General features: G+C 67.6%; 27 protein-coding genes. 18 read left to right on the top strand and 9 right to left on the bottom strand.

Annotated features, from left to right (window positions below; all coding sequences use genetic code 11):
• Positions 1-124: 124 nt before the first annotated feature.
• The 3 genes from EDF58_RS18740 (at position 125) to EDF58_RS18730 (ending at position 4,084) form a co-directional block, all read left to right on the top strand.
• Positions 125-1,279 (top strand): aldose epimerase family protein, encoded by a 1,155-nt coding sequence (locus tag EDF58_RS18740; protein ID WP_132268312.1) that lies wholly within the window; start codon positions 125-127, stop codon positions 1,277-1,279.
• Between the two features lie 22 nt (positions 1,280-1,301).
• Complete coding sequence (locus EDF58_RS18735; protein ID WP_132268310.1) at positions 1,302-3,101, top strand: IlvD/Edd family dehydratase; 1,800 nt, start codon at positions 1,302-1,304, stop codon at positions 3,099-3,101.
• A gap of 128 nt (positions 3,102-3,229) precedes the next feature.
• Positions 3,230-4,084 (top strand): SMP-30/gluconolactonase/LRE family protein, encoded by an 855-nt coding sequence (locus EDF58_RS18730; protein WP_132268308.1) that lies wholly within the window; start codon positions 3,230-3,232, stop codon positions 4,082-4,084.
• A 228-nt stretch (positions 4,085-4,312) separates the two neighbouring features.
• Here the strand turns inward: EDF58_RS18730 and EDF58_RS18725 are convergent, their stop codons facing one another.
• The 8 genes from EDF58_RS18725 to EDF58_RS18690 form a co-directional block, all read right to left on the bottom strand.
• Positions 4,313-5,071 carry a sigma-70 family RNA polymerase sigma factor gene (locus tag EDF58_RS18725; RefSeq protein ID WP_132268306.1) on the bottom strand — a complete coding sequence of 253 codons (759 nt, stop codon included), beginning with the start codon at positions 5,069-5,071 and terminating at the stop codon, positions 4,313-4,315.
• Positions 5,068-7,161, bottom strand: a complete 2,094-nt coding sequence (locus tag EDF58_RS18720; RefSeq protein ID WP_132268746.1) for a flagellar biosynthesis protein FlhA — start codon at positions 7,159-7,161, stop codon at positions 5,068-5,070. The genes EDF58_RS18725 and EDF58_RS18720 overlap by 4 nt, the downstream gene beginning before the upstream one ends.
• A 35-nt stretch (positions 7,162-7,196) precedes the next feature.
• Positions 7,197-8,123: a transglycosylase SLT domain-containing protein gene (locus EDF58_RS18715; RefSeq protein WP_243654364.1), complete on the bottom strand. Its 927-nt coding sequence runs from the start codon at positions 8,121-8,123 to the stop codon at positions 7,197-7,199.
• Positions 8,124-8,221: 98 nt separating this feature from the next.
• On the bottom strand, positions 8,222-8,647 hold the full coding sequence (locus tag EDF58_RS18710; RefSeq protein ID WP_347812898.1) for a flagellar protein FlgN: 426 nt from the start codon (positions 8,645-8,647) through the stop codon (positions 8,222-8,224).
• Between the two features lie 8 nt (positions 8,648-8,655).
• A complete protein-coding gene (locus EDF58_RS18705; RefSeq protein WP_132268304.1) occupies positions 8,656-8,955 on the bottom strand; it encodes a flagellar biosynthesis anti-sigma factor FlgM in 300 nt (99 codons plus the stop codon).
• Between the two features lie 111 nt (positions 8,956-9,066).
• Complete coding sequence (locus EDF58_RS18700) at positions 9,067-9,633, bottom strand: flagella basal body P-ring formation protein FlgA (RefSeq protein ID WP_243654363.1); 567 nt, start codon at positions 9,631-9,633, stop codon at positions 9,067-9,069.
• Positions 9,630-10,139: a hypothetical protein gene (locus EDF58_RS18695; protein ID WP_132268303.1), complete on the bottom strand. Its 510-nt coding sequence runs from the start codon at positions 10,137-10,139 to the stop codon at positions 9,630-9,632. The genes EDF58_RS18700 and EDF58_RS18695 overlap by 4 nt, the downstream gene beginning before the upstream one ends.
• A complete protein-coding gene (locus tag EDF58_RS18690; RefSeq protein WP_132268301.1) occupies positions 10,136-10,804 on the bottom strand; it encodes a MotA/TolQ/ExbB proton channel family protein in 669 nt (222 codons plus the stop codon). Before EDF58_RS18690 ends, EDF58_RS18695 begins: the two co-directional genes overlap by 4 nt.
• 213 nt (positions 10,805-11,017) lie before the next feature.
• Between EDF58_RS18690 and flgB the strand changes: the two genes are divergently transcribed.
• The 13 genes from flgB (at position 11,018) to EDF58_RS18625 (ending at position 20,859) form a co-directional block, all read left to right on the top strand.
• Positions 11,018-11,380: a flagellar basal body rod protein FlgB gene (flgB, locus tag EDF58_RS18685; protein ID WP_132268299.1), complete on the top strand. Its 363-nt coding sequence runs from the start codon at positions 11,018-11,020 to the stop codon at positions 11,378-11,380.
• 2 nt (positions 11,381-11,382) lie between these two features.
• Positions 11,383-11,796, top strand: coding sequence for a flagellar basal body rod protein FlgC (gene flgC, locus EDF58_RS18680; protein ID WP_132268297.1), 414 nt, complete (start codon positions 11,383-11,385; stop codon positions 11,794-11,796).
• A complete protein-coding gene (locus tag EDF58_RS18675; protein ID WP_132268296.1) occupies positions 11,793-12,170 on the top strand; it encodes a flagellar hook capping FlgD N-terminal domain-containing protein in 378 nt (125 codons plus the stop codon). The genes flgC and EDF58_RS18675 overlap by 4 nt, the downstream gene beginning before the upstream one ends.
• A gap of 22 nt (positions 12,171-12,192) precedes the next feature.
• A complete protein-coding gene (locus tag EDF58_RS18670) occupies positions 12,193-13,005 on the top strand; it encodes a flagellar hook-basal body complex protein (RefSeq protein WP_132268294.1) in 813 nt (270 codons plus the stop codon).
• Between the two features lie 11 nt (positions 13,006-13,016).
• Positions 13,017-13,775, top strand: a complete 759-nt coding sequence (gene flgF, locus EDF58_RS18665) for a flagellar basal body rod protein FlgF (protein WP_132268292.1) — start codon at positions 13,017-13,019, stop codon at positions 13,773-13,775.
• Positions 13,776-13,788: 13 nt separating this feature from the next.
• The gene (flgG, locus tag EDF58_RS18660; RefSeq protein ID WP_132268291.1) at positions 13,789-14,577 is read left to right on the top strand and encodes a flagellar basal-body rod protein FlgG; all 789 of its coding nucleotides are present in this window, start codon (positions 13,789-13,791) and stop codon (positions 14,575-14,577) included.
• A gap of 5 nt (positions 14,578-14,582) precedes the next feature.
• A complete protein-coding gene (locus tag EDF58_RS18655; protein ID WP_132268289.1) occupies positions 14,583-15,254 on the top strand; it encodes a flagellar basal body L-ring protein FlgH in 672 nt (223 codons plus the stop codon).
• Complete coding sequence (locus tag EDF58_RS18650; protein ID WP_132268287.1) at positions 15,254-16,408, top strand: flagellar basal body P-ring protein FlgI; 1,155 nt, start codon at positions 15,254-15,256, stop codon at positions 16,406-16,408. Before EDF58_RS18655 ends, EDF58_RS18650 begins: the two co-directional genes overlap by 1 nt.
• Positions 16,405-16,812, top strand: a complete 408-nt coding sequence (locus EDF58_RS18645) for a rod-binding protein (RefSeq protein WP_132268285.1) — start codon at positions 16,405-16,407, stop codon at positions 16,810-16,812. The genes EDF58_RS18650 and EDF58_RS18645 overlap by 4 nt, the downstream gene beginning before the upstream one ends.
• 3 nt (positions 16,813-16,815) lie before the next feature.
• Positions 16,816-18,153 carry a flagellar hook-associated protein FlgK gene (flgK, locus tag EDF58_RS18640; RefSeq protein WP_132268283.1) on the top strand — a complete coding sequence of 446 codons (1,338 nt, stop codon included), beginning with the start codon at positions 16,816-16,818 and terminating at the stop codon, positions 18,151-18,153.
• Positions 18,154-18,160: 7 nt separating this feature from the next.
• Entirely contained in the window at positions 18,161-19,084 is a 924-nt protein-coding gene (locus tag EDF58_RS18635) for a flagellar biosynthesis protein FlgL (protein ID WP_132268281.1), read from the top strand.
• A 79-nt stretch (positions 19,085-19,163) separates the two neighbouring features.
• The gene (gene motA, locus EDF58_RS18630) at positions 19,164-20,027 is read left to right on the top strand and encodes a flagellar motor stator protein MotA (protein ID WP_132268279.1); all 864 of its coding nucleotides are present in this window, start codon (positions 19,164-19,166) and stop codon (positions 20,025-20,027) included.
• Between the two features lie 52 nt (positions 20,028-20,079).
• Entirely contained in the window at positions 20,080-20,859 is a 780-nt protein-coding gene (locus EDF58_RS18625) for a flagellar motor protein MotB (protein WP_132268739.1), read from the top strand.
• A 74-nt stretch (positions 20,860-20,933) separates the two neighbouring features.
• On the opposite strand, the gene EDF58_RS18620 is transcribed toward EDF58_RS18625, so the two are convergent.
• On the bottom strand, positions 20,934-21,308 hold the full coding sequence (locus tag EDF58_RS18620) for a hypothetical protein (RefSeq protein WP_132268277.1): 375 nt from the start codon (positions 21,306-21,308) through the stop codon (positions 20,934-20,936).
• 198 nt (positions 21,309-21,506) lie between these two features.
• Here EDF58_RS18620 and ahpC point away from each other — a divergent pair, with 198 nt between their 5' ends.
• Complete coding sequence (gene ahpC / locus EDF58_RS18615) at positions 21,507-22,073, top strand: alkyl hydroperoxide reductase subunit C (RefSeq protein WP_132268275.1); 567 nt, start codon at positions 21,507-21,509, stop codon at positions 22,071-22,073.
• Positions 22,074-22,220: 147 nt separating this feature from the next.
• Complete coding sequence (gene ahpF / locus EDF58_RS18610) at positions 22,221-23,819, top strand: alkyl hydroperoxide reductase subunit F (RefSeq protein ID WP_132268273.1); 1,599 nt, start codon at positions 22,221-22,223, stop codon at positions 23,817-23,819.
• Positions 23,820-23,927: the final 108 nt, after the last annotated feature.

The raw sequence follows: 23,927 nt of genomic DNA, 5'->3' as shown, positions 1-23,927 counted from the left end.
TGCGGCAAACCGGCTTGCGCTCTTTCTATTTGTCGGACTATATGCGCGACACGGCGTCGTCAATGGGCCGCGTCGGAAACCAATATGCAGAATCGACTTACACTAAGAAATGGGAGCTAGGGCAATGAGGAAACTGCGCAAGGCGTTTGTAGCGATGGCGGTATCCGCCTCATCCTTTGCCCTTTCGGCCAATCCGGCGCTGGCCGCCGATGCCTCGCAGGCTCCGGCCGGTGCGCTGGCGGACGGCACGCAAGTCTCGGCCGTGACGCTGAAGGCCGCCAATGGCGTCTCCGCCACGATCCTGACCTACGGCGCCACGCTGTGGAAGATGATGGCCCCCGACCGGGACGGCAAGCTGGCCGACATCCTGCTCGGCTATGACGACGTTGCCAGCTACGAGAAGCGCCCGAACTACTGGGGCGCCACCATCGGCCGCTACGGCAACCGCATCGCGGACGGCAAGTTCACGCTCGACGGCAAGAGCTACCAGCTCCCCCAGAACGACCACGGCCAGTCGCTGCACGGCGGCGGCAAGGGCTTCGACGTCCAGAACTGGAAGGTCGAATCGGTCAAGTCGGGCGCCGTGGCGACGGCGGTGTTCTCGCTCGTCAGCCCCGACGGCGATTCGGGCTACCCCGGCACGGTGAAGACCAAGGTCACTTACTCGCTGGACGAGAAGGGCAACCTGCAGATCGTGTTCGAAGCGACGACCGACAAGCCGACCGTGCTCAACATGACCAACCACGCCATCTTCAACATGGCCGGTGAAGGCAGCCCGCGCGACGCCATGCAGGAAGTGCTGACGATCCCGGCCGGTCACTACACCCCGGTCAACGACAAGCTGATCCCCACCGGCGAACTGCGCGACGTTTCCGGCACCGTGTTCGACTTCCGCAAGGGCCGCCTGGTCGGTGAAGGCATTCGCGACGGCAAGGACGAGCAGATCGTCATGGGCCGCGGCTACGACCACAACTTCGCGCTCGACAAGGGCGTGACCAAGACCCCCGAACTGGCCGCGCGCCTGGAAGACCCGGCGTCCGGCCGCGTGCTGGAACTGCTGACGACCGAACCCGGCGTGCAGTTCTATGCGGGCAACTTCCTCGACGGTACGTTCATCGGCAAGAACGGCCACCTCTACCGCATGGGCGACGGCATCGCACTGGAACCGCAGAAGTTCCCGGACTCGCCGAACCACGCGAACTTCCCGTCCACCCGCGTCGATCCCGGCAAGCCCTACAAGCATGTCATGATCTACCGCGTTTCCACTTCTTCGCGCTGACCTCGAAAAGAAACGATCGCCCATGACCGACAACAAGACTGCACCGAAGCTGCGCTCGCGCGCCTGGTTCGACAATCCCGACAACATCGACATGACCTCGCTCTACCTGGAGCGCTACCTGAACTTCGGCATCAGCCTTGAAGAGCTTCGCTCGGGCAAGCCGATCATCGGTATCGCCCAGACCGGCAGCGACCTGTCGCCCTGCAACCGCCACCACATCGTGCTGGCCGAGCGCATTCGCGAAGGCATTCGCGAAGCCGGCGGCATCGCGCTGGAATTCCCGGTCCACCCGATCCAGGAAACCGGCAAGCGCCCGACCGCCGGTCTCGACCGCAACCTGGCCTACCTCGGCCTGGTCGAAGCGATCTACGGCTACCCGCTCGACGGCGTGGTGCTGACCACCGGCTGCGACAAGACCACCCCGGCGCTGCTGATGGCCGCCGCAACCGTGAACATCCCGGCGATCGCGCTTTCGGTCGGCCCGATGCTCAACGGCTGGCACAAGGGCGAGCGCACCGGCTCGGGCACGATCGTGTGGAAGGGCCGCGAGATGATGGCTGCCGGCGAACTCGACGCCGACGGCTTCATCAAGCTCGTCGCCTCGTCGGCCCCGTCCACCGGCTACTGCAACACCATGGGCACGGCGACGACGATGAACTCGCTCGCCGAAGCCCTGGGCATGATGCTGCCCGGCTCGGCCGCGATCCCCGCGCCTTACCGCGACCGCCAGGAATGCGCATGGCGCACCGGCAAGCGCATCGTCGACATGGTGCACGAGGACCTCAAGCCCTCGGACATCATGACGCTGGACGCCTTCCATAACGCCATCGCCGTCAACGCCGCCATCGGCGGTTCGACCAACGCCCCGATCCACCTTGCCGCGATCGCCCGCCACATCGGCGTCGATCTGCCGCTGAAGGACTGGGAGCGCATCGGCCACAAGATCCCGCTGCTGGTGAACCTCCAGCCCGCAGGCGAATACCTGGGCGAAGACTACTACCGTGCCGGCGGCGTCCCCGCCGTGGTCGCGCAGCTCATCAAGCAGGGCCTCATTCACGAGGGCGCGATGACGGTGAACGGCCAGACCATGGGCGACAACTGCCGCGACGCCACGATCGAGGACGAGAAGGTCATCAAGCCCTTCGACCAGCCGCTGGTGGAAGAAGCCGGCTTCCTGGTCCTGTCGGGCAACCTGTTCGACGCCGCGATCATGAAGACCAGCGTGATCTCCAAGGAATTCCGCGACCGCTATCTCTCGAACCCCGACGACCTGGACGCCTTCGAAGGCCAGGCCGTGGTGTTCGACGGTCCGGAAGACTACCATCACCGCATCGACGATCCGGCCACCGGCATCACCCCCCAGACCCTGCTGTTCATGCGCGGCGCCGGCCCGATCGGCTACCCGGGTGCAGCCGAAGTGGTGAACATGCGTCCGCCTTCGTACCTCATCACCGAAGGCGTGCACTCGCTGCCGTGCATCGGCGACGGCCGCCAGTCGGGCACCTCGGGCAGCCCCTCGATCCTCAACGCTTCGCCTGAAGCCGCAGCCATGGGCGGCCTCGCCCTGCTGGAATCGGGTGACCGCGTGCGCATGGACCTCAAGAAGGGCCGCGTGGACGTGCTGATCTCCGACGAGGAACTGGCCGCGCGCCGTGCCGCTCTGGAAGCCAAGGGCGGATACCCCTTCCCGGCCTCGCAGACGCCTTGGCAGGAAATCCAGCGCTCGGTCGTCGGCCAGATGGACACCGGCGCGATCCTCGAAGGCGCCGAGAAGTACCAGCGCATTGCCCAGACCATGGGCCTGCCCAGGGACAACCACTAAGGGCGATAGCCACTAAGATCGACATCCTGTCCGATCTAGCCGTCGGATGACCTTTCGGCCCTCGTCCCTGCCTGTCCCCCCAAGGGAAAGGACGGGGCGGGGGCCGATTTACTGTTAGGGAGAGTTTCATGACGCTTTGGCGCAAGATCGATCGCGACGTGCGCGATACCCTCGGCGAAGGCGCGCTCTGGTGCGCGCGCGACAATGCCTTCTACTGGGTCGACATCCTCGCCCCTGCCCTCAACCGTCTCAGCCTGGACGATAACACCGTGACTCGCTGGGACATGCCTGCCCGTCTCGGCTGGGTCGCCCCGCGTGCCGAAGGCGGCCTGATCGGCGGCTTCCAGGACGGCGTCGCCAATATCACGCTCGACCCGCTGACCATCTCGGAGCGCAACGACCCCGAACCGCACCTGCCCGGCAACCGCATGAACGACGGCAAGGCCGACCGCCACGGCGCGATCTGGTGCGGCACGATGGACATGGCCGAGGAGAATGTCTCCGGCTCGCTCTACCGCCTTTCGCCCGCGGGCGAATGGCAGGTGATCGACAGCGACTACACCGTGCCCAACGGTCCGGCCTTCTCGCCCTGCGGCCAGTGGCTCTACCACGCGGACTCGGCGCTGCGCGTGATCTACCGCTTCGCCCTGGATGAAACCGGCGCTCACTCGCGCGAGGAATTCATCCGCTTTTCCGAGGAAGACGGCTATCCCGACGGCATGACCACCGACGCCGAGGGCTATCTCTGGACCGCCCATTGGGACGGCGGCAAGATCAGCCGCTTCGCCCCCGACGGCACCCGCGAGCGCTCGATCGAACTGCCCGCAAAGCGTATCACCAACATCGCTTTCGCGGGCGAGAAGCTGGACCGCATGTTCGTGACTTCGGCATCCAAGGGCCTGCCGGAATCCGAATTCGACGGGGCGCTGTTCGAGGTGGAATCCGGCGTTACCGGCAATCCCTCGGGCATCTATCTCGGATAACCGACGGGGGCGGATTGCCCCCATACGTTCGTCATTGCGAGCGCAGCAAAGCAATCCAGAGCCGCGCAGAGCCGCTCTGGATTGCTTCGGCGGCTTCGCCTCCTCGCAATGACGAAGGGAAGGAGGTTCGCCTCCTCACGGGCGGCGAACAGAGGGAAGTTTCGCCTCCTCGCGGGCGACGAACGGAAAGAGCATGCCTGGAGCGGAACCAGCGCATCCGGCGCCTCGTCACACGATATCCGCCACGCCCTTCAGGCTTTCGCGCAGCTTCGCCAGCGCCTGCGCCTTCAGCTGGTGTACGCGCGGGATCGAGACTTGCAGCACTTGCGCGATCTCGGCCAGGTTCAGCTCCTCCACGAAGTAGAGCTGCACCACCAGTTTCAGCCGGTCCGGCAGGTCGGTGAGCGCTTCCACCACCGCGCCGCGCAGTTCCTCATCGGCCAGGAGCGCGTGACTGTCGGGCCGCTCGTCGGCGAAGGCCATGTTCTGGTCCGAATAGACCTCGTCGATGGCCTCAAAGCGAAGCGGTTGGCTGGATCCACGCAGGACGGCAAGGTCGCCCTCGTCGATACCCATGGCCGCGGCCAGCTCGTGCGGGCGGGGATCGCGGCCCAGCGTGCCGCGCAGCTCGGTTTCCTTGGCGGCAAGCTGGCGCCGCCGCTCGCTCGCCCCGCGCGACATCGGCACGGCGCGGCGGATCAGGTCCACCATGGCCCCCCGCACCCGCATCTTGGCATAAGCCGCGAAGCCGTCCTCGGTCGGTCCCTGATGCTTCTGCGCGCATTCGGTGAGCGCCACGAGGCCGGCCTGTATCAGGTCCTCCAGCTCGATGCCCGGCCGCCCGGCGCCGTGCCCGCTGCCATGGACATGCCAGGCAAGGCGGCGGACCATCGGCAGGAACCGGCGGACGCGGTCGCCAACGTCGCCCTGGTAGGCCCCGGCGATACGGCTGGATGTCTTGTGGAAGGAAATCTGGTCCTGCTTCATGCGGCCATGCTTTCAGCTTGATCGTGATGGGAATCGGGGTGGGGAAGGCCGGGGACCGTGCGCTCGGGCTGGGCGGCGCCGACCACGTCCACCACTTCTATGGGTTGGGTCTGGGGCAGTTCGGCGATGGAGAGCACCAGGCAGGTCGGCGCGCGCAGGCGCAGCAGCGCGGAGAGCGCACGGCGGGCGCGGGGCTGGACCACCAGCGCCAGCGGCACTTCGCCCGGCCCGCGTTCCTCGCAGAGCATGGCGATCCGCTCGCCGATCATGCGGGCAAGGTCCGGCTCGATCACCGGCTGGCCGGTGACGGGATCGATCATGCCCTGCACGATTGCCGCCTCCAGTCCGGCATCGAGCGTGATTACCGGCAGGCGCTCATGCGGCGGGCACACGCGGCCGACGATCAGCGCTCCCAGATCGGCGCGCATCAGTTCCACCAGCCGTTCGTGATCGACCGTCTGCTGCACCGCGCGGCTCAGGCTGGCGAGGATCGGCAGGGGATGGGCGATGGGGATGCCGTCTTCCAGCAGCGCGCGCAGGAGCCGGGTGATCGCGGCGAGCGAGAGCGGCTGGGGATGGATAGTCTCGACCAGCCCCGCCGAATGCGCCCTGATGCCTTCGAGCAGCGCCTTCACTTGGTCCGGGCCGAGCAGGTCGTGCGCCCGCTCGGACAGGAGCTGGTTGAGGTGAGTGGCGATCACCGTACCGGCATCGACGGTCAGGAAGCCTTCGGCCGTGGCATGGTCGCGCGCGGCGGGGTCGATCCAGAGCGCCGGGCAGCCGAAGCTGGGATCGCGCGTCGCTTCTCCGCGCAGGCCATGGTTGGCGCGCGCCTCGCCCGCGTCGATGGCCAGCACCCGGTCGGCGCGGATCGTGGCGCTGCCCAGCGTCACCCCGCCAAGGGCGATACGATAGTCGTGCGGCGGCATGTCCAGCGCGTCCCGCACGCGGAACTGCGGGACGATGAAGCCGAACGACTGGCTGAGCTGCTTGCGCACGCCGGTGACACGGCTGACCAGCGGCGCGCCGCGGCGTTCGTCCACCAGCTGGACCAAGCCGTAGCCCAGCTCGATAGTGACGAGGGTATGGTCGGAAACGTCCTCCAGGGCGATCCGCGAGGGGTCCGCCATGGGCGGGGCTTCGAGGACCGGCTCGGGCATGGCCTGCCGCTTGCGCAGCGCGTGCCACAGCCAGAAGGCCAGCGCCGCCGCCGGGAGGAAGACGGTCTGCGGCATGGCGGGGATCAGGCCGATCGCCGCCAGCACCACGCCGACCGGCAGCCATGTGCGCGGATTGGCGAACTGGCCGCCGATCTGCCCGGCCAGGTCCCTGCTGTCGGAGACGCGGGTGACGATGACGGCGGCGGCGATCGACAGCAGCAGCGAGGGCACTTGCGCCACCAGCGCATCGCCGATGGCCAGGGTGATGTAGGTCTGCGCGGCCTCGGTGGCGGACAGGCCGTGGCTGATCATGCCGAGGCAGAAGCCCGCGACGATATTGACGCCCAGAATCAGCAACGCGGCGATGGCATCGCCTTTCACGAACTTGCTGGAGCCATCCATCGAACCGTAGAAGTCCGCCTCGGTGGCCACTTCGCGGCGCCGGGCCTTGGCTTCGTCAGCGGTCATCAGCCCGGCCGCGAGGTCGGCATCGATCGCCATCTGCTTGCCCGGCAGCGCATCGAGCGTGAAGCGCGCGGACACTTCCGAAACGCGTCCCGCGCCCTTGGTCACGACCACCAGGTTGATGATCATCAGGATCAGGAACACGAAGATGCCCACGGCGAAGTTGCCGCCGATCAGGAACTTGCCGAAGGATTCGATGACCACGCCCGCCGCAGCCTCGCCTTCGTGGCCGTGGACCAGCACCACGCGGGTCGAGGCGACGTTGAGCGCGAGGCGCAGCAGCGTGGCGAAGAGCAGGACCGAGGGGAAGGACGAGAAGTCGAGCGGCTTTTCCGCATTCATCGCCGCCATGAGGATCGCCAGCGAAAGCGCGATGTTGAGCACGAAGGACACGTCGAGCACGAAAGCCGGAACCGGCACGATCATCAGCACGATGAGCGTGAGTATGCCCGCCGGCAGCGCCATCGTGCCGAGATCGCCGAAGCGGCGCAGAAGCTGGTTCACAGGCCCAGCCCCGCCAGCCGGGCATAGGCCGCGCGGACATGAGCGGGCGCGCTGGTGCCCGCCGCGCCGAACATGCCTTGCAGCGTGTCGGCCATCGACGTGCGCGGCGGGGATGGCGGGATGGCGGGGGCGCGGCCTCCATGCGCGGCAGGGGCTTCCGCTGCCGCCGCGCGAAATTCGCGGGCGATCGGGCCCATCGGCATGTCCTCGGCTACGGCTTCGTAAGCGATCTGCGGCGAAGTCGGCCAGCCGGCGCTCCCGGCATCGTAGCGGTTCTCCAATGCCCCCTCCATCGCGCCGGCCATCTTGCCGCGCATGAGGTCCATCACCCCGCCCAGGCTGCGGGCTGCGCCGCCCTGGTAGAAGATCCCGCGGTTCGCCGCCGCCGCACTGGGCAGGATCGCCGCCGCGCTCTGCGAAGGATCGGCCGCAAGCGCGCTGAGGAACTGCCCGGCCCCTGCCGAACCAAGGAAGTGCGCCAGGTAAAGCTCGGTGGAGTCCGGCTCGCGGCCGAGCCGCGCCGTCAGGTCGGCCTTGTTGTCATTGGCCAGTTCGGCCGCCATGAGCGCGGAAGCGTCGGCATCGTAGCGCAGGCCCATGATCTGGGCGCGCGTGCCGGGGTTGGAGAGACCGCCGCCGCTGATCGCCTGCTGGACCCAGGCCATGCCGTGGTCCGCCGCATGGCGGCCCAGCGTGTTCAGCCAGGTGCCGTTGGTGAACTGAAACAGCCCCGCCGCGCTGGAGGTGGAGGCATGGGCGCCGGGATCGAGGCTCGATTCCAGCCGGGCCTGCGCCATGAGGTACTGGAAATCGACACCCGTGGCCTGCGCGGCGCGCGCGATCGCAGCACGCACCCCGGCTCCATTACCCTGGCCGCCGACATGGACGCCCGCGCCGATATCCGTACTCCGTGCCTCGCTCAAACTGATGCTCCCGATCCGGTTGGTTCGGGAGCATGTTCAGCAAGCACCGTGCCAGATGGCTCCGATCCGCCCCGACCGGACAGACGCGAGCAGACGGCTCAGACCCGGCCGACAGCGCTTTCGGCTCTCCGGCCGCCGCCGGTGCGGGCGACCAGCGCATAGTTGCCCCCCGCGCGGTAGAGCTGCGGCGCTCCGGTCAAGGTATTGAGACGGCGCGCGACATTGGCCGCGATGATGTTGCGGACCTGCCGGTTCACTTCGTTGAGGCGCCGTGCCGTTTCCAGCATGCCCCGGCATTCCTCGTCGAGATCGCCAAGCGAATCGATCTGGCCGGCCACATCGAGCGCGGCGCAGAGCCGGTCCTTGTCGCGCGTGGTACCGACGATGGCGTCGAGGTCGAGCCCGGCAAGCGCTTGCCGCTCCGCTTCGAGAACGGCAAGCATCTGCCGCAAGCTGTCGTGCAGGTCGACTTCTTCGGCGCCGCCCGTTCCCGGCCCCGATCCCGGTACCGTTTCCGCTGTCATCCGGGGGGTCATTCGCCGTGGCTCCGCAGCAGGACGCCGGCCGCGATCATGGCATCGGCGATCTGGGTGGGGATTACCGGATAAGTGCCGTTCTCCACCGCCTTGCGGATCATGGCGACGCGCTCGGCATCGACGGGGGCGGTGCCGGGGTCGAGCGCCGCAGACGCTTCCACGGTCGGGCTCTCCGCCCAGGCCGAAAGGCTCGTCACCCCGGCATTCGCAGCGCTTTCCGGCTTGCCGACGGCGCGCGCGAGCCGGGCGTTGATGGCGCCCAGGGCGCTGGTGGATCCCATTTCGATGGGGGGCATGGTCTGGCTCCTTGCGATGTCCTTTCCCTCAAGGACGGCGCCGACCGGAAAGCGTTAAGGGTCTCGGGCGGGATTTTACCGAAAGCCCGGCTGAAAGGCCGGGCGGTTCGGTTAAGGCAGCGGTAGGGAAACGAGGCCAGGCCGCACGATCAGGGCGCGCATCTCCTCCCCCCGCGCCCCGCCGAAACCCTTGCCGACCGCCGCGGTGCGCACCCTTATCCAGGCGCCGACCGCACCGCCTTCCAGCGCCTCTCCGGGCTGGGAGACCGAGAAGCCCTCACCCTCGACCGAGATCGCCACGGCATCCCCGCGCCGCACCGCCCAGCTCGACGGAACGGAAGCCACCGGCCCGGCGCGCCGCACCGGCACGAAGAGACGCCAGCCTCCGGCATCGCCGCAATGGACCACCACGCTGTCCTGCGTGGCCGTGCGCCAGGCCAGAGAGACGACCGACCGGCAGGGCTGGAGACGCAGACGCCGATCGACCGGCGTCGCCGCGCCGCCTTCCTCGCCCGCGGCAGCGCCGGTGAAAGCGGCCACCTGGCGGTCGATCGCATCGAGATCGGCAAAGGCGCCCGCCGCGCCGGGATCTGCGGCGGCACTGACAGCGGCACTGGCACAGACAGCGGCAGCGGCGGCCATCAACAGGAGACCGGACAACGCTGGGGTCGGATTCATGGCACGGAGATTCCTTCGGAAGATACAGGCCTGCCCTCCAGCAAGCTCCGTGCCACCGGCTCGGGCAGGGCCGGATCGTCAAAAGCGAGCGCCACCCGCGCCGGTCCCCGCCCCGGCTCCGCCACCACCCTTGCCCGCAGGCCCATGGCGCCCGCTGCCCGCGCAAGGCGCGCGGCTTCGGCCAGCGCGGCAGGAAGCGCGGTGGGCGTGGGGCCGTAGAATGTCGTCACGGTCAGCCGCTGGCGGGGGTCCGCCGCCTGCCGGGCCAGCCACGCGCCCAACGGCGGGGCATCGGGCGTCGCCAGATAGACGGCAAGCGGCGCGGCCGGAGCAGGTGCGTCGACTGGCTGGGCCAGTTCCTGCCTGCGGTCACTGTCCTGCCTGCGATCAATGGCCTGCCGGCGGTCGTTCTCCTGACGGCTGAGCGCCGCAGCCGCGATCATGAACAGGATCAGCGAAAGGTCCGCCAGCGAGGTCTGCCAGCTTGCCGCAACCCGCGCGCTCAAGACCTGGCGCCCGACGTCTCGCGCACGGGGTGCTCCATGCGCGGCATGGCATCGGCCACTTGCGCCTCCAGCCAGTCGATCACCGTCTGCCGGTCCCTCTCCTCATCGGCGGCGCGCCGCGCCACCACGCGTGCCAGGGGCGTGAAGAACAGGTTCCCCAGCAGCAACCCGTAAAGCGTCGTCAGCACCGCCATGGAGATGGCCACGGAAAAGTCTCCGCCCGGCTGGTCGAGCGGCGGCAGCTGGTTGAGCGCGACCAGCGTTCCCGCAAGGCCGAAGACCGGCGCGAGGTCGCCTGCCTGGATGAACGTCCGGACCGCGGACTGGCTGCGCTCCACGCGGCGGCGCTTGTGCGCGGCATGGGCCAGCTGGAGCGCGCCGAGCGAGCGGCTGCCGATCAGCAACGCGGTGGCCTCGTCGAATTCGGCATCGCCGGTGGGCGCGGGGCGGGAGCGGATCACGCCGTCCTGCCGGATTTCCTGCACTTGCACGGCCAGTTCCGCACGGGCGTGCTCCGGGTCGAAGGGGCGGTGGAGCAGCAACGCACCCACCGCCGTCAAGGCCGTGAGGCAATCGCCGCTGCCGCAGCGCAGGACAGTGGCAAGACAGGTCCCGCCGAGCACGATGAGCGCGCTGGCGGGGTCCAGTAGATGTTCGGGCTGCATGACGGGCGCTTCTCCTTTGCACCCGGAGAACGGCAGCCGGCGGCAAGTTTCAGCCCCGGACCCGGTTTGCCGCCCAAACGGCAAGCATTTGCCGCCCATCTGGCTGCGGTGGGAGCGGCCCGGATGCTCGAAACGAGAGAAATCCGCCGGTTACATCGATTGGCACACCCCTTGCGATGAAGGCGGCGAACCACTCGCCGGAGCCAGATCACCATGTCACAAGACCTGTTCGGGATTCACGCCGCGGCGCTGGAGCTACGCTCGCAGCGCATGGGCCTGATCGCCTCGAACATCGCCAATGCCGCGACGCCCGGATACAAGGCCCGCGACATCGACTTCACCGCCGCCCTGCGCAACGCTGCCCGGAACGGCGGCGAGCATGGCACCGGCGTGGAAGAGGCCGCCAATGGCGCCATGCTCTACCGCGTGCCGGTGATGCCCTCGCTCGACGGCAATACGGTGGAGCTGCAGAACGAGCAGCTAGCCTTTTCCGAGAACGCGGTGGGCTATTCGGCCACGCTGCAATTCATCCGCGGCCGGGTCGATACCGTCACCCGCGCGCTGAAGGGCGAGTGACGATGCCCGGCGCCCACGAACCGATGACCATGTTCACCCTCGCCCAGCGCGGGATGTCCGCGCAGCTCGTACGGATGAACGCGGCGGCCTCCAACCTGGCCAATGCAGGCTCCGTCTCGGGCAGCGAGGACGGGGCCTACAAGCCGATCCGCACCGTCTTCGCCGAAGACCTCGACCAGGCCAGCGGCCTGGCCTCGGTTTCGGTCCAGGGGGTGATGCGCGAGCAGGGCGCCGCCGTGCGCCGGCATGAACCCGATCATCCGCTGGCCGATGCCAACGGCGATGTCTGGACCGCTCCCGTCGATGAGAACGCGGAGATGGTCGAAATGCTCGAAGCCTCGCGCCAGTACCAGAACCTGGTCGAGGCCCTCTCCACCGCGAAGCAGCTGATGCTCGATACGATGAGGCTGAAATGACCTTTATCAACACCGCGGCCGCCACTTCGGCCAACAAGACCACCGGCGGCAGCGGCAAGACCTCGCTGGGCGAACTCGATCAGGGCGATTTCCTGAAGCTGATGATGGCCCAGATGAAGCAGCAGGACCCCTTCAGCCCGGTCGACCAGACGCAGATGCTTGCGCAAATGGCGCAGTTCTCGTCGCTCGCCGGGACGACCGAGATGGCGGACACGCTCAAGACCATCTCGTCGAAGCTCGACACGCTCGTGAGCGCGCAGACCGCCACGCAAGAGGCGATCGCGGCCCTGGGAACCGGCGGCACGACCAGGACCGCCGCCGCAGGCACCACGGATACCGAAACCCCCACAGGCACCGGCCAGAACGCCGCCTGATCCCCCTTTCCAGGAGAATACGATGTCCTTCTACACTTCGCTTACCGGGCTCAAGAACGCCCAGACCGACCTCAACGTCATCTCGAACAATATCGCCAATGCCGAGACCTCGGGCTTCAAGAAGAGCAACACCGCCTTCGCCGACATCGTCTCGTCGTCGATCCTGACCGACCCTTCGCTGACCACCGGGATCGGCGCGCGCGTCGCCTCGATCAAGCAGGACTTCGGCCTGGGCGCGATGGAGCAGACCGGCTCGGCGCTCGACGTGGCGATCAATGGCGAGGGGTTCTTCACCGTCACTTCGCCGGTTTCGGGCGCGGTCCAGTATACCCGCGCGGGGTCCTTCGCGGTGGATGGAGACGGCTTCATCCATAACGCGCAGGGTGCGCGGCTGCAGATCTTCGCGGTCGATGCCGGCGGCACGATCTCCGGCACCACGCCGCAGTCGGCCCAGATCCCGCCGACCAACGCGGCCGGTTCGGAATTCGCCGGCGTCACCATCGAAAGCACGGGCCAGGTCGTCGCGACTTATGCCGATGGCTCTAACGGCGTGGTCGGCGTGGTCGCCCTCGCCTCCTTCATGGCCCCGACCGGGCTCAAGCAGCTGGGCGACGCCTCGTGGTCGGCCACCGGCCGCTCGGGCGACGCGACGTACGGCCAGCCGGGCGCCGGTCTCTACGGCAGCCTGCTCTCGGGTTCGATAGAACGGTCCAACGTCGATATTTCCGAGGAGCTGGTCAGCCTGATCACCGCCCAGCGCAATTTCCAGGCCAATGCCAAGGCCGTGGATACCGCCTCGCAGATCTCGCAGACCATCATCAACCTGCGGACCTGATCGCAGCCGCCATGGACCGTCTGATCTACACCGCCGTCTCGGGGATGAACGCCTCGCTCAACCGCGAGCGCGTCATCGCCAGCAACATGGCCAATTCCCAGACCATCGGCTTCCGCGCCGAGATCCTGCAGGCCACGCCGAACACGCTGGAAGGGCCGCAGCTCGAAGTACGCGCGCTTTCGGGCACCGAAGTGAGCGGCGCCTCGATGAAGGCCGGGACGGTGACCCGCACCGGCCAGCCGCTCGATGTCGCCATGCAGGGCGATGCCATGCTGGCGGTCCAGGCGGACGATGGCGCGGAGGCCTATACCCGGCGCGGCGACTTGTCGGTGACGGTGACGGGCCTGCTTCAGAACGGAGAAGGCCGGCCGGTGCTGGGCGAGAACGGCCCGATCACGCTGCCGCCGGGCGCTGCCGTCACCATCGCGCAGGACGGCGGCATTCTCGTCACCGATCCCGCCGCGCCGGGCGAACCGCCGCAGCGGGTGGACCGGCTCAAGCTGGTCGATCCCACCGGATCGCGGATCGCCAAGGATCTCACCGGCCTGTTCCGCGTGACGGGAACCGGCGCGCAGCCCGGCGGCGTGCTGCCGGACGACGAGAATGCGCAAGTGATCCCCGGCGCGCTGGAGGGATCGAACGTCAGTCCGTCGGAAGTGCTGACCGAGATGATCTCGGCCCAGCGCCTTTTCGACATGCGAACCAAGCTCGTCGAGACCGCCCGCCAGCTCGACGAGGGCAGCGTGCGCCTGATGCGCATCGATAGCTGAGGAAACCCCGACAATGCCCACTTCCGCTTTGCAGGTCGCCCGTACCGGGCTGGAGGCGCAGGACACGCGCATGCGCGTGATCGCCAACAACCTGGCCAACGTCAGCACCACCGCCTTCAAGAAGGACCGCGCCAACTTCGCGACGCTCGCCTACCAGGACGCGCGCGTGGCCGGCGCCCAGTCCTCCAGCGAGACCACGTACGCCACCGGGCTCAACCTCGGCACCGGCGTGGCCGTGCAGTCCACCACCCGGATGGAGACGCAGGGCTCGCTCCAGGCCACCGGCAACAGCTTCGACCTTGCGCTGGACGGCGACGGCTACTTCCAGGTTTCCCTGCCCGGCGGCGAGCTGGCCTATACCCGCGCAGGCAACTTCACGCGCTCGCCGCAGGGCGAACTGGTGACGTCGCAGGGCTATCCCGTGCAGCCCTCGATCACGGTACCCGAAGGCGCGACGACCATCACCGTCTCGGAGGACGGCACCGTTTCGGCGCAAGTGCCCGGCCAGTCGGACCCCAGCCAGCTCGGCCAGCTCACGATCGCCAGCTTCACCAACCCCACCGCGCTCCAGGCCACTTCGGACAACTTCCTCAAGGAAACCGCCGCCAGCGGTCCGGTCCAGCTCGGCATCGCGGGTGAGGAAGGCCGCGGGCATATCCGGCAAGGCATGCTCGAAGGCTCGAACGTCAATATCGTCGAGGAGCTGGTCGACATGATCGAGACCCAGCGCGCCTACGAGATCAATTCGAAGATGGTCTCCGCCGTCGACGAGATGCTGCGCAACGCGAACCAGACGCTCTGACGGCCATGATCCGCAAGATCCTCCTGGCCGGAACGGCGCTCATGGCTCTCGCCGCGCCGGCAGCGCTGGCGAAGAAGCCGCCGAAGCCCTCGGGCTTCGAGCCGACCCTGCCCGCGCCGCCCGCTGCCCTGCCGGGGCCGGCGACCGGCGGGATCTTCAGCGTTTCCGCCGGTTACGCACCGCTCTACGGCGGCACCCGCGCCGCGCGCGTGGGCGATCCCCTGACGATCCTGCTCGTCGAATCGACCAGCGCCGCCAAGACCGCCGGCTCCAAGAGCCAGAAGGGCGGCGGGGCATCGATCACCCCGCCCGCATCGGGGCCGCTGTCGTTCCTCAACCCCAATGCCCTTAATGCCAGCTCGTCCTCGACGTTCAATGGTCAGGGCAGCGCGTCGCAGACCAGTTCCCTGAGCGCGACCCTGTCCGTGACCATTGCCGAACTGCGCCCCAACGGGACGGCGCTCGTAAGAGGAGAAAAGAAGATGCTCGTCAGCCAGGGAGACGAATGGGTCCGGTTCTCGGGCATCGTGCGCCTTGCCGACATCGACGAGGACAACCAGGTCGCCTCGACCCGGGTCGCCGACGCCAGGATCGAATATACCGGCAAGGGCGCGATCATGCGCAGCGGCCGCCAGGGCTGGCTCGGCCAGTTCTTCAACATGATCTCGCCGTTCTGATGGCTCGTCCGCCCGCCTCCCGTTCAGCCCCGGCCTCACCTGCCGCGCGCTGGCTGCCCACGCTGCTCGCCGCAGCGCTGGGGGCACTGATCCTGTTCCTGGCGCCGATCCATGCCCATGCCGAGCGCGTGCGCGATCTGGGCCAGTTCCAGGGCGTGCGCAGCAACCAGCTGACCGGCTACGGCGTCGTCGTGGGACTGCCGGGCACGGGCGACGACAATCTGGAATATACGACCCAGGCGATGAAGGGCGTTTCCGGCCGCATGGGCCTGACCCTGCCCCCGGGCATCTCGCCGGGGCTCAAGAACGCCGCCGCCGTCATGGTCACTGCAGACCTGCCCGCCTTCTCCAAGCCGGGCCAGCGCATCGACGTGACCGTCTCTACCATCGGCAAGGCCAAGAGCCTGCGCGGCGGGGCGCTGATCCTCACCCCGCTCTACGGGGCGGACGGGCAGATCTATGCGATGGCGCAGGGCAACCTGGCGGTCGGCGGGCTGGGCGTCTCGGCACGCGACGGCTCCAACGTCACCATCAACATCCCGACGGTGGGTCGCATCGCCGAGGGAGCCAGCGTCGAACGCGCGGTCGCCACCGGCTTCGACAGCGGCGACACGCTGCGCTGGAACCTCTTCACTTCCGACTTCCTGACCGCCGCCCGCGTGCGCGACGCCATCAACGGGCGCCTTCCGGGCACGGCGACCGTGGAAGACGGCGTCACCGTCGCGCTGCGCCTGCCGGCCGATCCGGATACCCGCGCCTCGATGATGGCCGCGATCGAGATGATCGACGTGGACCCGGCCGAAACCCCGGCGCGCGTCATCGTCAACAGCCGCACCGGCACCGTGGTCATCAACTCGGCGGTACGCCTCTCGCCCGCGGCGATCAGCCACGGCAAGCTGACCGTGCGCATCCAGGAAAACCCCAGCGTGGTCCAGCCCGCGCCTTTCAGTCGGGGCCGGACCGAAGTGGAGCAGCACTCCTCGATCAGCACGGACGAGGAAAAACGCTCGGTCGCGCTGTTCAAGGGCGGCGCCTCGCTCTCGCGGGTGGTCGATGCCCTCAACATACTCGGCGTCACGCCATCGGACCTCGTGGCGATCCTGGAGGCCCTGAAGCAGGCCGGCGCCCTCAAAGCGGAAATGGTAGTGATATGAGCACGATCCTCAGCAACCTGCCCGGCATGGCCATCAAGCCCGGCGCCACCGACCGCGAGAAGCTGGCCGTCACCGCCAGGCAGTTCGAGGCCGTCTTCGTGCGGCAGATGCTGGCCGAGGCCCGCAAGACCCACTTCGGCGGCGAACAGTTGCTGGGCGGGCAGGCGCTCGACACCTTCAACCAGATGCAGGACGAGCACTTCGCCGATGTCACCGCACAAAGCGGCGTGCTGGGTCTGGCCAGGATCATCGAGCAGCAGATGGCGCAGTTCGTGCCGCCCGAAACCACCGGGGCGGCCACGGGCGAGAGTTCCGAAACGACCGGCAAGACCACCAGTCAAGCGGCCAGTCAAACGGCCAGTCATAGCCCCCGGGGTGACGGGACCGGAAAGGACACAAAGTAAGCCATGGCCGCCGATCTCATCACCATTGCCCGCTCCGGCACGCGCGCCGCCCGCGCCGCGCTGGACGTGACGGCGCAGAACATCGCCAATGCTTCGTCCGAAGGCTACGTCCGGCGCAGCGTCTCGCTGTCGGAACTGGCGGTCAATTCGGTCGCCTCCTCGCCCGGCGCGATCAACCTTGCGGGCGTGCGCGTCAGCGGGATCGTGCGCAATGCGGACATGTTCCGCCAGTCGGAAGTGCGCCGCACCGGTTCCGACGCGGCGCGGGCCGGCGCCGAAGTGCAGGGCCTGGAGAACATCGAAAGCGCCGTGGAGCAGACCGGCGTCTACGATGCCATCGTCGGCTTCGAAGCCTCCCTCAAGCAGCTCCTGTCGGATCCCACCGACGGGTCGCTGCGCGCCGCGGCGCTGGAGCAGGGCCGCACGCTGGCGCAGACCTTCAACACCGCCGCCTCCAGCCTGGACGCGGTGGGCGAAGGGCTTCGCTTCGAGGCGCAGGACGGCGTCGATTCGGTCAACACCACCGCCCGGGAACTCGCCCGCGTCAACTTGCGGCTCGCCCGCGCGTCCGACGCGTCGAGCGACCGGACCAGCCTGCTCGACCAGCGCGATTCGCTGCTGGAGACGCTGAGCGGACAAGTTGACATCGCCACCAGCTTCGCCTCGGACGGCACTGTGCAAGTGCGGATCGGAGGATCCGGCGGCCCCAGCCTGGTGAGCGGCGGCAACGCCGCGGCCATGACGATGGCCACCGCGGGCGACGGCACGATGTCCTTCATGCTCGGCAGCGCCGCCGCGACGTTGTCCTCGGGCGCGCTGGCGGGCAAGGGACAGGCGCTCACCGAACTTTCGGGCGTGCGCCAGCAGCTTGACGCCATCGCCTCGGGGGTGATCGCGACGATGAATGCGGCGCAGGCCGGCGGGGCCGATCTCGCCGGCGCGAACGGGCAGCCGATCTTCGCGGGCAGCGGCGCCGCCGACATGAAAGTCGCCCTCGCCAGCGGCAGCCAGATCGCCACCGCTCCCGCCGGATCGGGTGCCAACAGCCGCGACGCCGCCAATCTCGTCGCCATGCGCGGCGCGCTGGACAGTGCCGATCCGGCCGGGGCGATGGACACCCTGCTGTTCGGCATCTCCAGCGCCGTGGCCGGACGCACCGTGACCCGCGACGCGCTCGAATCCATCGCCGGCACCGCCAAAGTCGCGCTCCAGGCCCAGGCCGGCGTCGACCTCGACGAGGAAGCGATCAACCTCACCCGTTTCCAGCAGGCCTACCAGGCTTCGGGCCGGGTCATGCAGGTCGCCGCCGATATCTTCGATTCCATCCTCGCCATCAGGTAATCACGCAATGTCGATCGTATCCACCAGCACCAGCGCCTTCTTCGAACGCGCCCGCCGCGACATGAAGGACTTGCGCACGCAGGCCGAGACCTACCAGTCGCAGATGTCGAGCGGCAGCAAGCTGGAGCGCTCCTCGGACAATCCCGTAGCCGCCTCCCGCCTGCGCGCCCTGGCGCGGCAGGAGAAGCTCTCGGGCATCGACCAGACCAACGCCAACCGCGCCAACGCCGATCTCTCGCTGGCCGATTCGGCGATGACCGACATGGCGGACGCCCTGATACGCGCGCAGGAACTGGCCACCGAGGCATCGAACGCCACGCTCACCGATACCCAGCGCGCCTCGATCGGGCAGGAGCTGGACCAGATCTTCGGCAACCTCGTTTCCCTGGCGAATGCACGGGATTCGAACGGCCATGCCCTGTTCGGCGGCGAAAGCGCGGGAGACGCCTATTCGCTCGATGCCACGGGCAAGGCCGTCTACGTCGGCACGCCCGGCTCGGCCGAACTGCCGCTGGGCAACGGGCAGAGCGTCACCCGCTCGATGACCGGCCCCGCCTTCCTGTCGTTCAATGCGGCCGACGGCAGCGCCACCGACCTGATGGCGGTGGTCAAAACGCTCGCGGAAGCACTGCAGGGCGCCTCCACCGATCCGGCCGGTGCGGCGGGCAGTGCCCTGGCAGACCTCAAGACCGGGCTGGACACCCTTTCCACCGGCCAGACCGTGATCGGCACCCGGCTGGCGTGGATCGAAGTGACCGACGACCGCCGCGTGAACCTGTCGGAACTGCGCGCCTCGGAAGAGACCGATCTGGGCGGCACGGACCTGGCGACCACCCTCGCCCAGCTGCAGGAAACGATGACCGTGCTGGAGGCCAGCCAGGCCAGCTTCACCCGGCTCGCGTCGCTGAACCTCTTCGACCAGCTCGGCTGAGAACGCCTGGCACGCAAGGTTCCCGGGCCGCGTCACCCGCGCGCTGCGGGGACCGCCTGACATACGGGGGACTATCCAGATGTTCGTGATCATCGGCGTCGTCATTCTGCTGGTGATGGTCTTCGGCGGCTTCGCGATCACCGGCGGCGCGCTCGGTCCGGTGATGGAGGCCATTCCGCACGAGATGCTCATCATCGGCGGCGCGGCGGTCGGGGCGATCGTCACCGGCAATTCGATGCACGAGATCAAGGGCCTCGGCGGCGGGCTGAAGAAAGTGTTCAAGGGCCCGCGCCATAACCGGCAGGACCATATCGACGCGATCATCCTCACCACCCGCCTGATGAAGATCCTGCGTTCCGAAGGCCCCGTGGCGCTGGAAAGCCATGTCAACGACCCCAAGGCCTCCTCCCTCTTCGCCGAATTTCCGCGCCTTGTGGCAAACGATCCGCTCGTCCACCTGATCTGCGACACGCTGACACTGATCGTCGTTTCATCCGGCACACTGGAAGTGCATGCGGTGGAGGACGTGATGGACAATGCCATGAAGACTCATTTCCACGAGATTCACGAGCCGCAACACGCGCTTCAGGGCCTTGCCGATGCACTGCCGGCGCTGGGTATCGTCGCGGCCGTGCTCGGCGTGGTGAAGACCATGGGCTCGATCGACAAGCCGCCCTCGATCCTGGGCGCGATGATCGGTTCCGCGCTGGTCGGGACGTTCATGGGCGTGCTTCTGGCCTATGGCATCGTCGCGCCGCTGGCCGGGCGACTGAAGCAGGTGCTGGAGCAGGACGAGCAGATCTTCCAGGCGGTGAAGCAGGTGATCATCGCCTCGCTTCACGGCTGGCCGCAGCCGCTGGTGGTGGAATCGGCCCGCTCCGGTCTGGGCCATGCCTTCCGCCCCGGGCTTGCCGAACTGCTCGATGCGATGAGGGGGCGCTGACGTGGCCAAGAAGCCGGAGCCGCCCCGCCCGATCATCGTCAAGAAGATCACGATGGTCGCGGCCGGCCACCACGGCGGCGCCTGGAAGGTCGCTTATGCCGATTTCGTGACGGCGATGATGGCGTTCTTCCTGCTGCTCTGGATCCTGGGCGCCACCACCGAAAAGCAGCGGCGCGGCATTGCCGACTATTTCACGCCCACGCTCGTCAAGACCAAGCAGGGCAGCGCCGGTTCGGGCCGCGGGGTGCTGGGCGGCGGGTCGCTCACCGAAGTCGACAACTATCCTTTCAAGTCGGGGCAGACCGGCACCAAGACCCTCACCATCCCGCGCGATGCGACCGGCGGCCCCAAGGAAGGCGGCTCCAAGGTCAAGCGCACCGCGCGGGCGAAGGAGGCGCTGCAGAAAAAGCTCGCCTCCTCCGAGCGCCTGCGCCGCCTTGCCCGGCAGGTCCGCATGGTGGACACCACCCAGGGCGTGCGGATCGACATGGTGGACGATGCCGATTTCTCGATGTTCCGGCTGGGCACCACGATCCTGACGCCCCAGGCCGGCGAGCTGCTGTCGGCCATTGCCGAGGCCATCGGGCCGGATCGGGGCGCGCTGACGATCCGGGGCCATACTGACGCCTTGCCCTACAGGCAGGGCATTCCGGGCAACAACTGGTCGCTCTCGGCCGGCCGCGCCGAGACCACTCGCCAGCAACTGATCCGCGACGGCGTGGAAAGCGCGCGGTTCAAACGGATCGAGGGCGTGGCCGATACCGAACTGCTGATCCCCGCCGACCCGCACGATCCCAGAAACCGGCGCATTTCCATCACGCTGGCGGATTGACGGGTTCGGAACCGGATGGAGGTCGGAGCCTGCCGAAGCGAAGCGCAGAAGCGAGGGCCGAAGCGCAGAGCGCCCTAGCGCATCTGCGCATCGGGTAGCGGCGCGGTGCGCGCCTCCAGTCGGCCGGCGCCGCGATAAACCAGCGCGCAGCTCGAACTCCCGGCGCAGAGGCCGTGCACCGGCGCAAGGGCACGGGTGCCGTAGCGATAGGTCAGCCCGCCCTGAGTAATCTCCAGCCCGGAAATGTCGCGCATGCGGTGCTCGCGGGCGAGCAGCACGGCATTTCCCCGAAGCACCGGCGCCCAGCCCGACCACTGGTCGTAAAGGCGGTGATGATAGCGGAACGTCAGGTTGCCGGAGGCGCGATTGTCCAGCGAGGTCGGCCAGCCGTCACATCCCGCGAGCGACGCGCAGGCTGCCAGCAGCAGCGCAAGTCGTATCGTTTTCATGGGCCGCCGTTGCCCGATCTGCCGCCCGGTCGCACGAGATTTCGGCACTGTGCGCGTTTTATCGACAGAAACGTTCAGTCCACCGCCACTGATCGGTCAATCCGATCAAGCCAATCGGATCAACGCCCTACACATCGTCACACGAGGGCCCTATCTCCCTCCTCGAACTTCAACACCCAATCGAGGGAGATCATATCCATGGGTATCGTCGGCAGCCAGATCAAGCCGTTCAAGAACACCGCCTTCCAGGCAGGCAAGGACTTCTTCGACGTCACCGAAGCAGACATCGCCGGCAAGTGGGCCGTGTTCTTCTTCTACCCCGCTGACTTCACCTTCGTCTGCCCCACCGAGCTGGAAGACCTCGGCGAGCAGTACGAAACCCTTCAGGGCCTCGGCGTCGAAGTCTTCGGCGTTTCGACCGACACGCACTTCAGCCACAAGGCCTGGCACGACACCTCGGACAAGATCGGCAAGATCAAGTACGCGTTCCTGGGTGACCAGAACCACGCCCTGACCAACAACTTCGGCGTGCTGCGCGAAGGCGTTGGCCTGGCCGACCGCGCCACCTTCGTGGTCGATCCGGACGGCGTGATCCAGCTGGTCGAAATCACCCCCGAGGGCGTGGGCCGCAACGCGGTCGAACTCGTCCGCAAGATCAAGGCCGCCAAGTACTGGCGCGAGCACCCCGGCCAGGTCTGCCCGGCCAAGTGGGAAGAAGGCGCTGAAACGCTTGCTCCCTCGCTCGACCTCGTCGGCAAGCTCTAAGACTATCCGCGACACCCTTAGGGTCGCGTGAAGGTGCGCGGCCCGGGGCTTCCCTCTCCCGGTGCCGCGCCCTCACGGCGCGGCCACGCTGAACCGAAGCCCCGGCCGCCCCTTTTTCCCAACGCATTTCCAAAGGACGCAAAGACCATGCTCGACGCCAACCTGAAGCAACAGCTCTCGCAATATCTCGGCATGCTGCGCGAGCCGATCGAGCTCGTCGCCTCCCTTGGCGATGACGCAAAGTCCACCGATACCCGCGAGCTGCTGACCGTGATCGCCTCGCTCTCGGACAAGGTCACCGCCACGTTCGACGGCGACGACAAGCGCCGCCCCAGTTTCATCATCCGCCGCGCGAGCGACGCAGGCGCCTGGGTCCGCTTCGCCGGTCTGCCGCTCGGCCATGAATTCACCTCGCTGGTCCTTGCCCTGCTCTGGGCCGGCGGCCATCCGCCCAAGGTTTCCGACGAGGCACTCGAAATCGCCCGCGCCATCGAGGGCGAGCACGAGTTCGAGATGTACTTCTCGCTCTCCTGCCACAACTGCCCCGACGTGGTGCAGGCACTGACCCTGCTCGCGCTCAACAACCCGCATGTGAACGCCACCCTGATCGAGGGCGGCACGTTCCAGGCGGAAGTCGACGAGCGCGGCGTCATGGCTGTCCCCGCTGTCTTCCTGAACGGCAAGATGTGGGGTTCGGGCAAGATGAGCATCGAGGAAATCCTCGCCAAGCTCGACACCGGCGCCGATGCCAAGGCCGCCGCCATGCTGGCGGGCAAGAAGCCTTTCGAAGTGCTCGTGGTCGGCGGCGGTCCCGCCGGGGCTTCGGCCGCGATCTATACCGCGCGCAAGGGCTTCTCGACCGGCGTGGTCGCCGAACGCTTCGGCGGCCAGGTGCAGGACACCATGGGCATCGAGAACTTCATCTCGGTTCCCTATACCGAAGGCCCCAAGCTGGCCGCCGCGCTGGAATCGCATGTCGCTGAATACGACATCGACGTGATGAATCTCCAGCGCGCCGAAAAGCTGATCCCGGCCAGGGAACTCGGCGGCTATCACGAAGTGGTCTTCGCCAACGGCGCTTCGCTAAAAGCGCGCAGCCTGGTGCTGACCACCGGTGCCCGCTGGCGCAACCTGGGCGTTCCGGGCGAAGCCGAGTACAAGAACAAGGGCGTGGCCTATTGCCCGCACTGCGACGGCCCGCTGTTCAAGGGCAAGCGCGTGGCGGTGATCGGCGGCGGCAACTCCGGCGTGGAAGCCGCGATCGACCTGGCCAATATCGTCGGCCATGTCACCCTGATCGAATTCGACTCGCAACTGCGCGCCGACCAGGTCCTGGTCGACAAGCTGAAGTCGATGAAGAACGTGGTGATCCTCACCAGCGCCCAGACCACCGAGGTCGAAGGCGACGGGGACAAGGTCAACGCCCTGGTCTACAAGAACCGCGAGACCGGCGAAGAGCACAAGGTCGAACTGGAAGGCGTGTTCGTCCAGATCGGCCTGGTGCCCAATACCGAATGGCTCAAGGACTCCGGCGTGGAGCTTACAGGTCGCGGCGAGATCGTGATCGACGACAAGGCGGCCACCAACCTGCCCGGCATTTTCGCGGCGGGCGACGTGACCACGGTGCCTTACAAGCAGATCATCATCGCCATGGGCGAAGGCTCGAAGGCGGCCCTCTCGGCCTTCGACTACCTGATCCGCAACGAAGCGCCGGAAGAGATCGCGCAAGCGGCGCAGGCCGCCTGAGCGAAACACCGCGAAGAACAAAAAAACGGGCGGGAGTCGCGAGACTCCCGCCCGTTTTGTCATGCGCTTATCTCAGGGCGATGGGCTGGGACATAGGCAAGCCGTCCG

It is taken from the genome of Novosphingobium sp. PhB57 (assembly GCF_004342985.1).
Taxonomy (GTDB): Bacteria; Pseudomonadota; Alphaproteobacteria; order Sphingomonadales; family Sphingomonadaceae; genus Novosphingobium.
The sequence above is the reverse complement of the archived record's forward strand: the minus strand, read 5'-3'. Positions and strand labels throughout refer to the sequence as shown.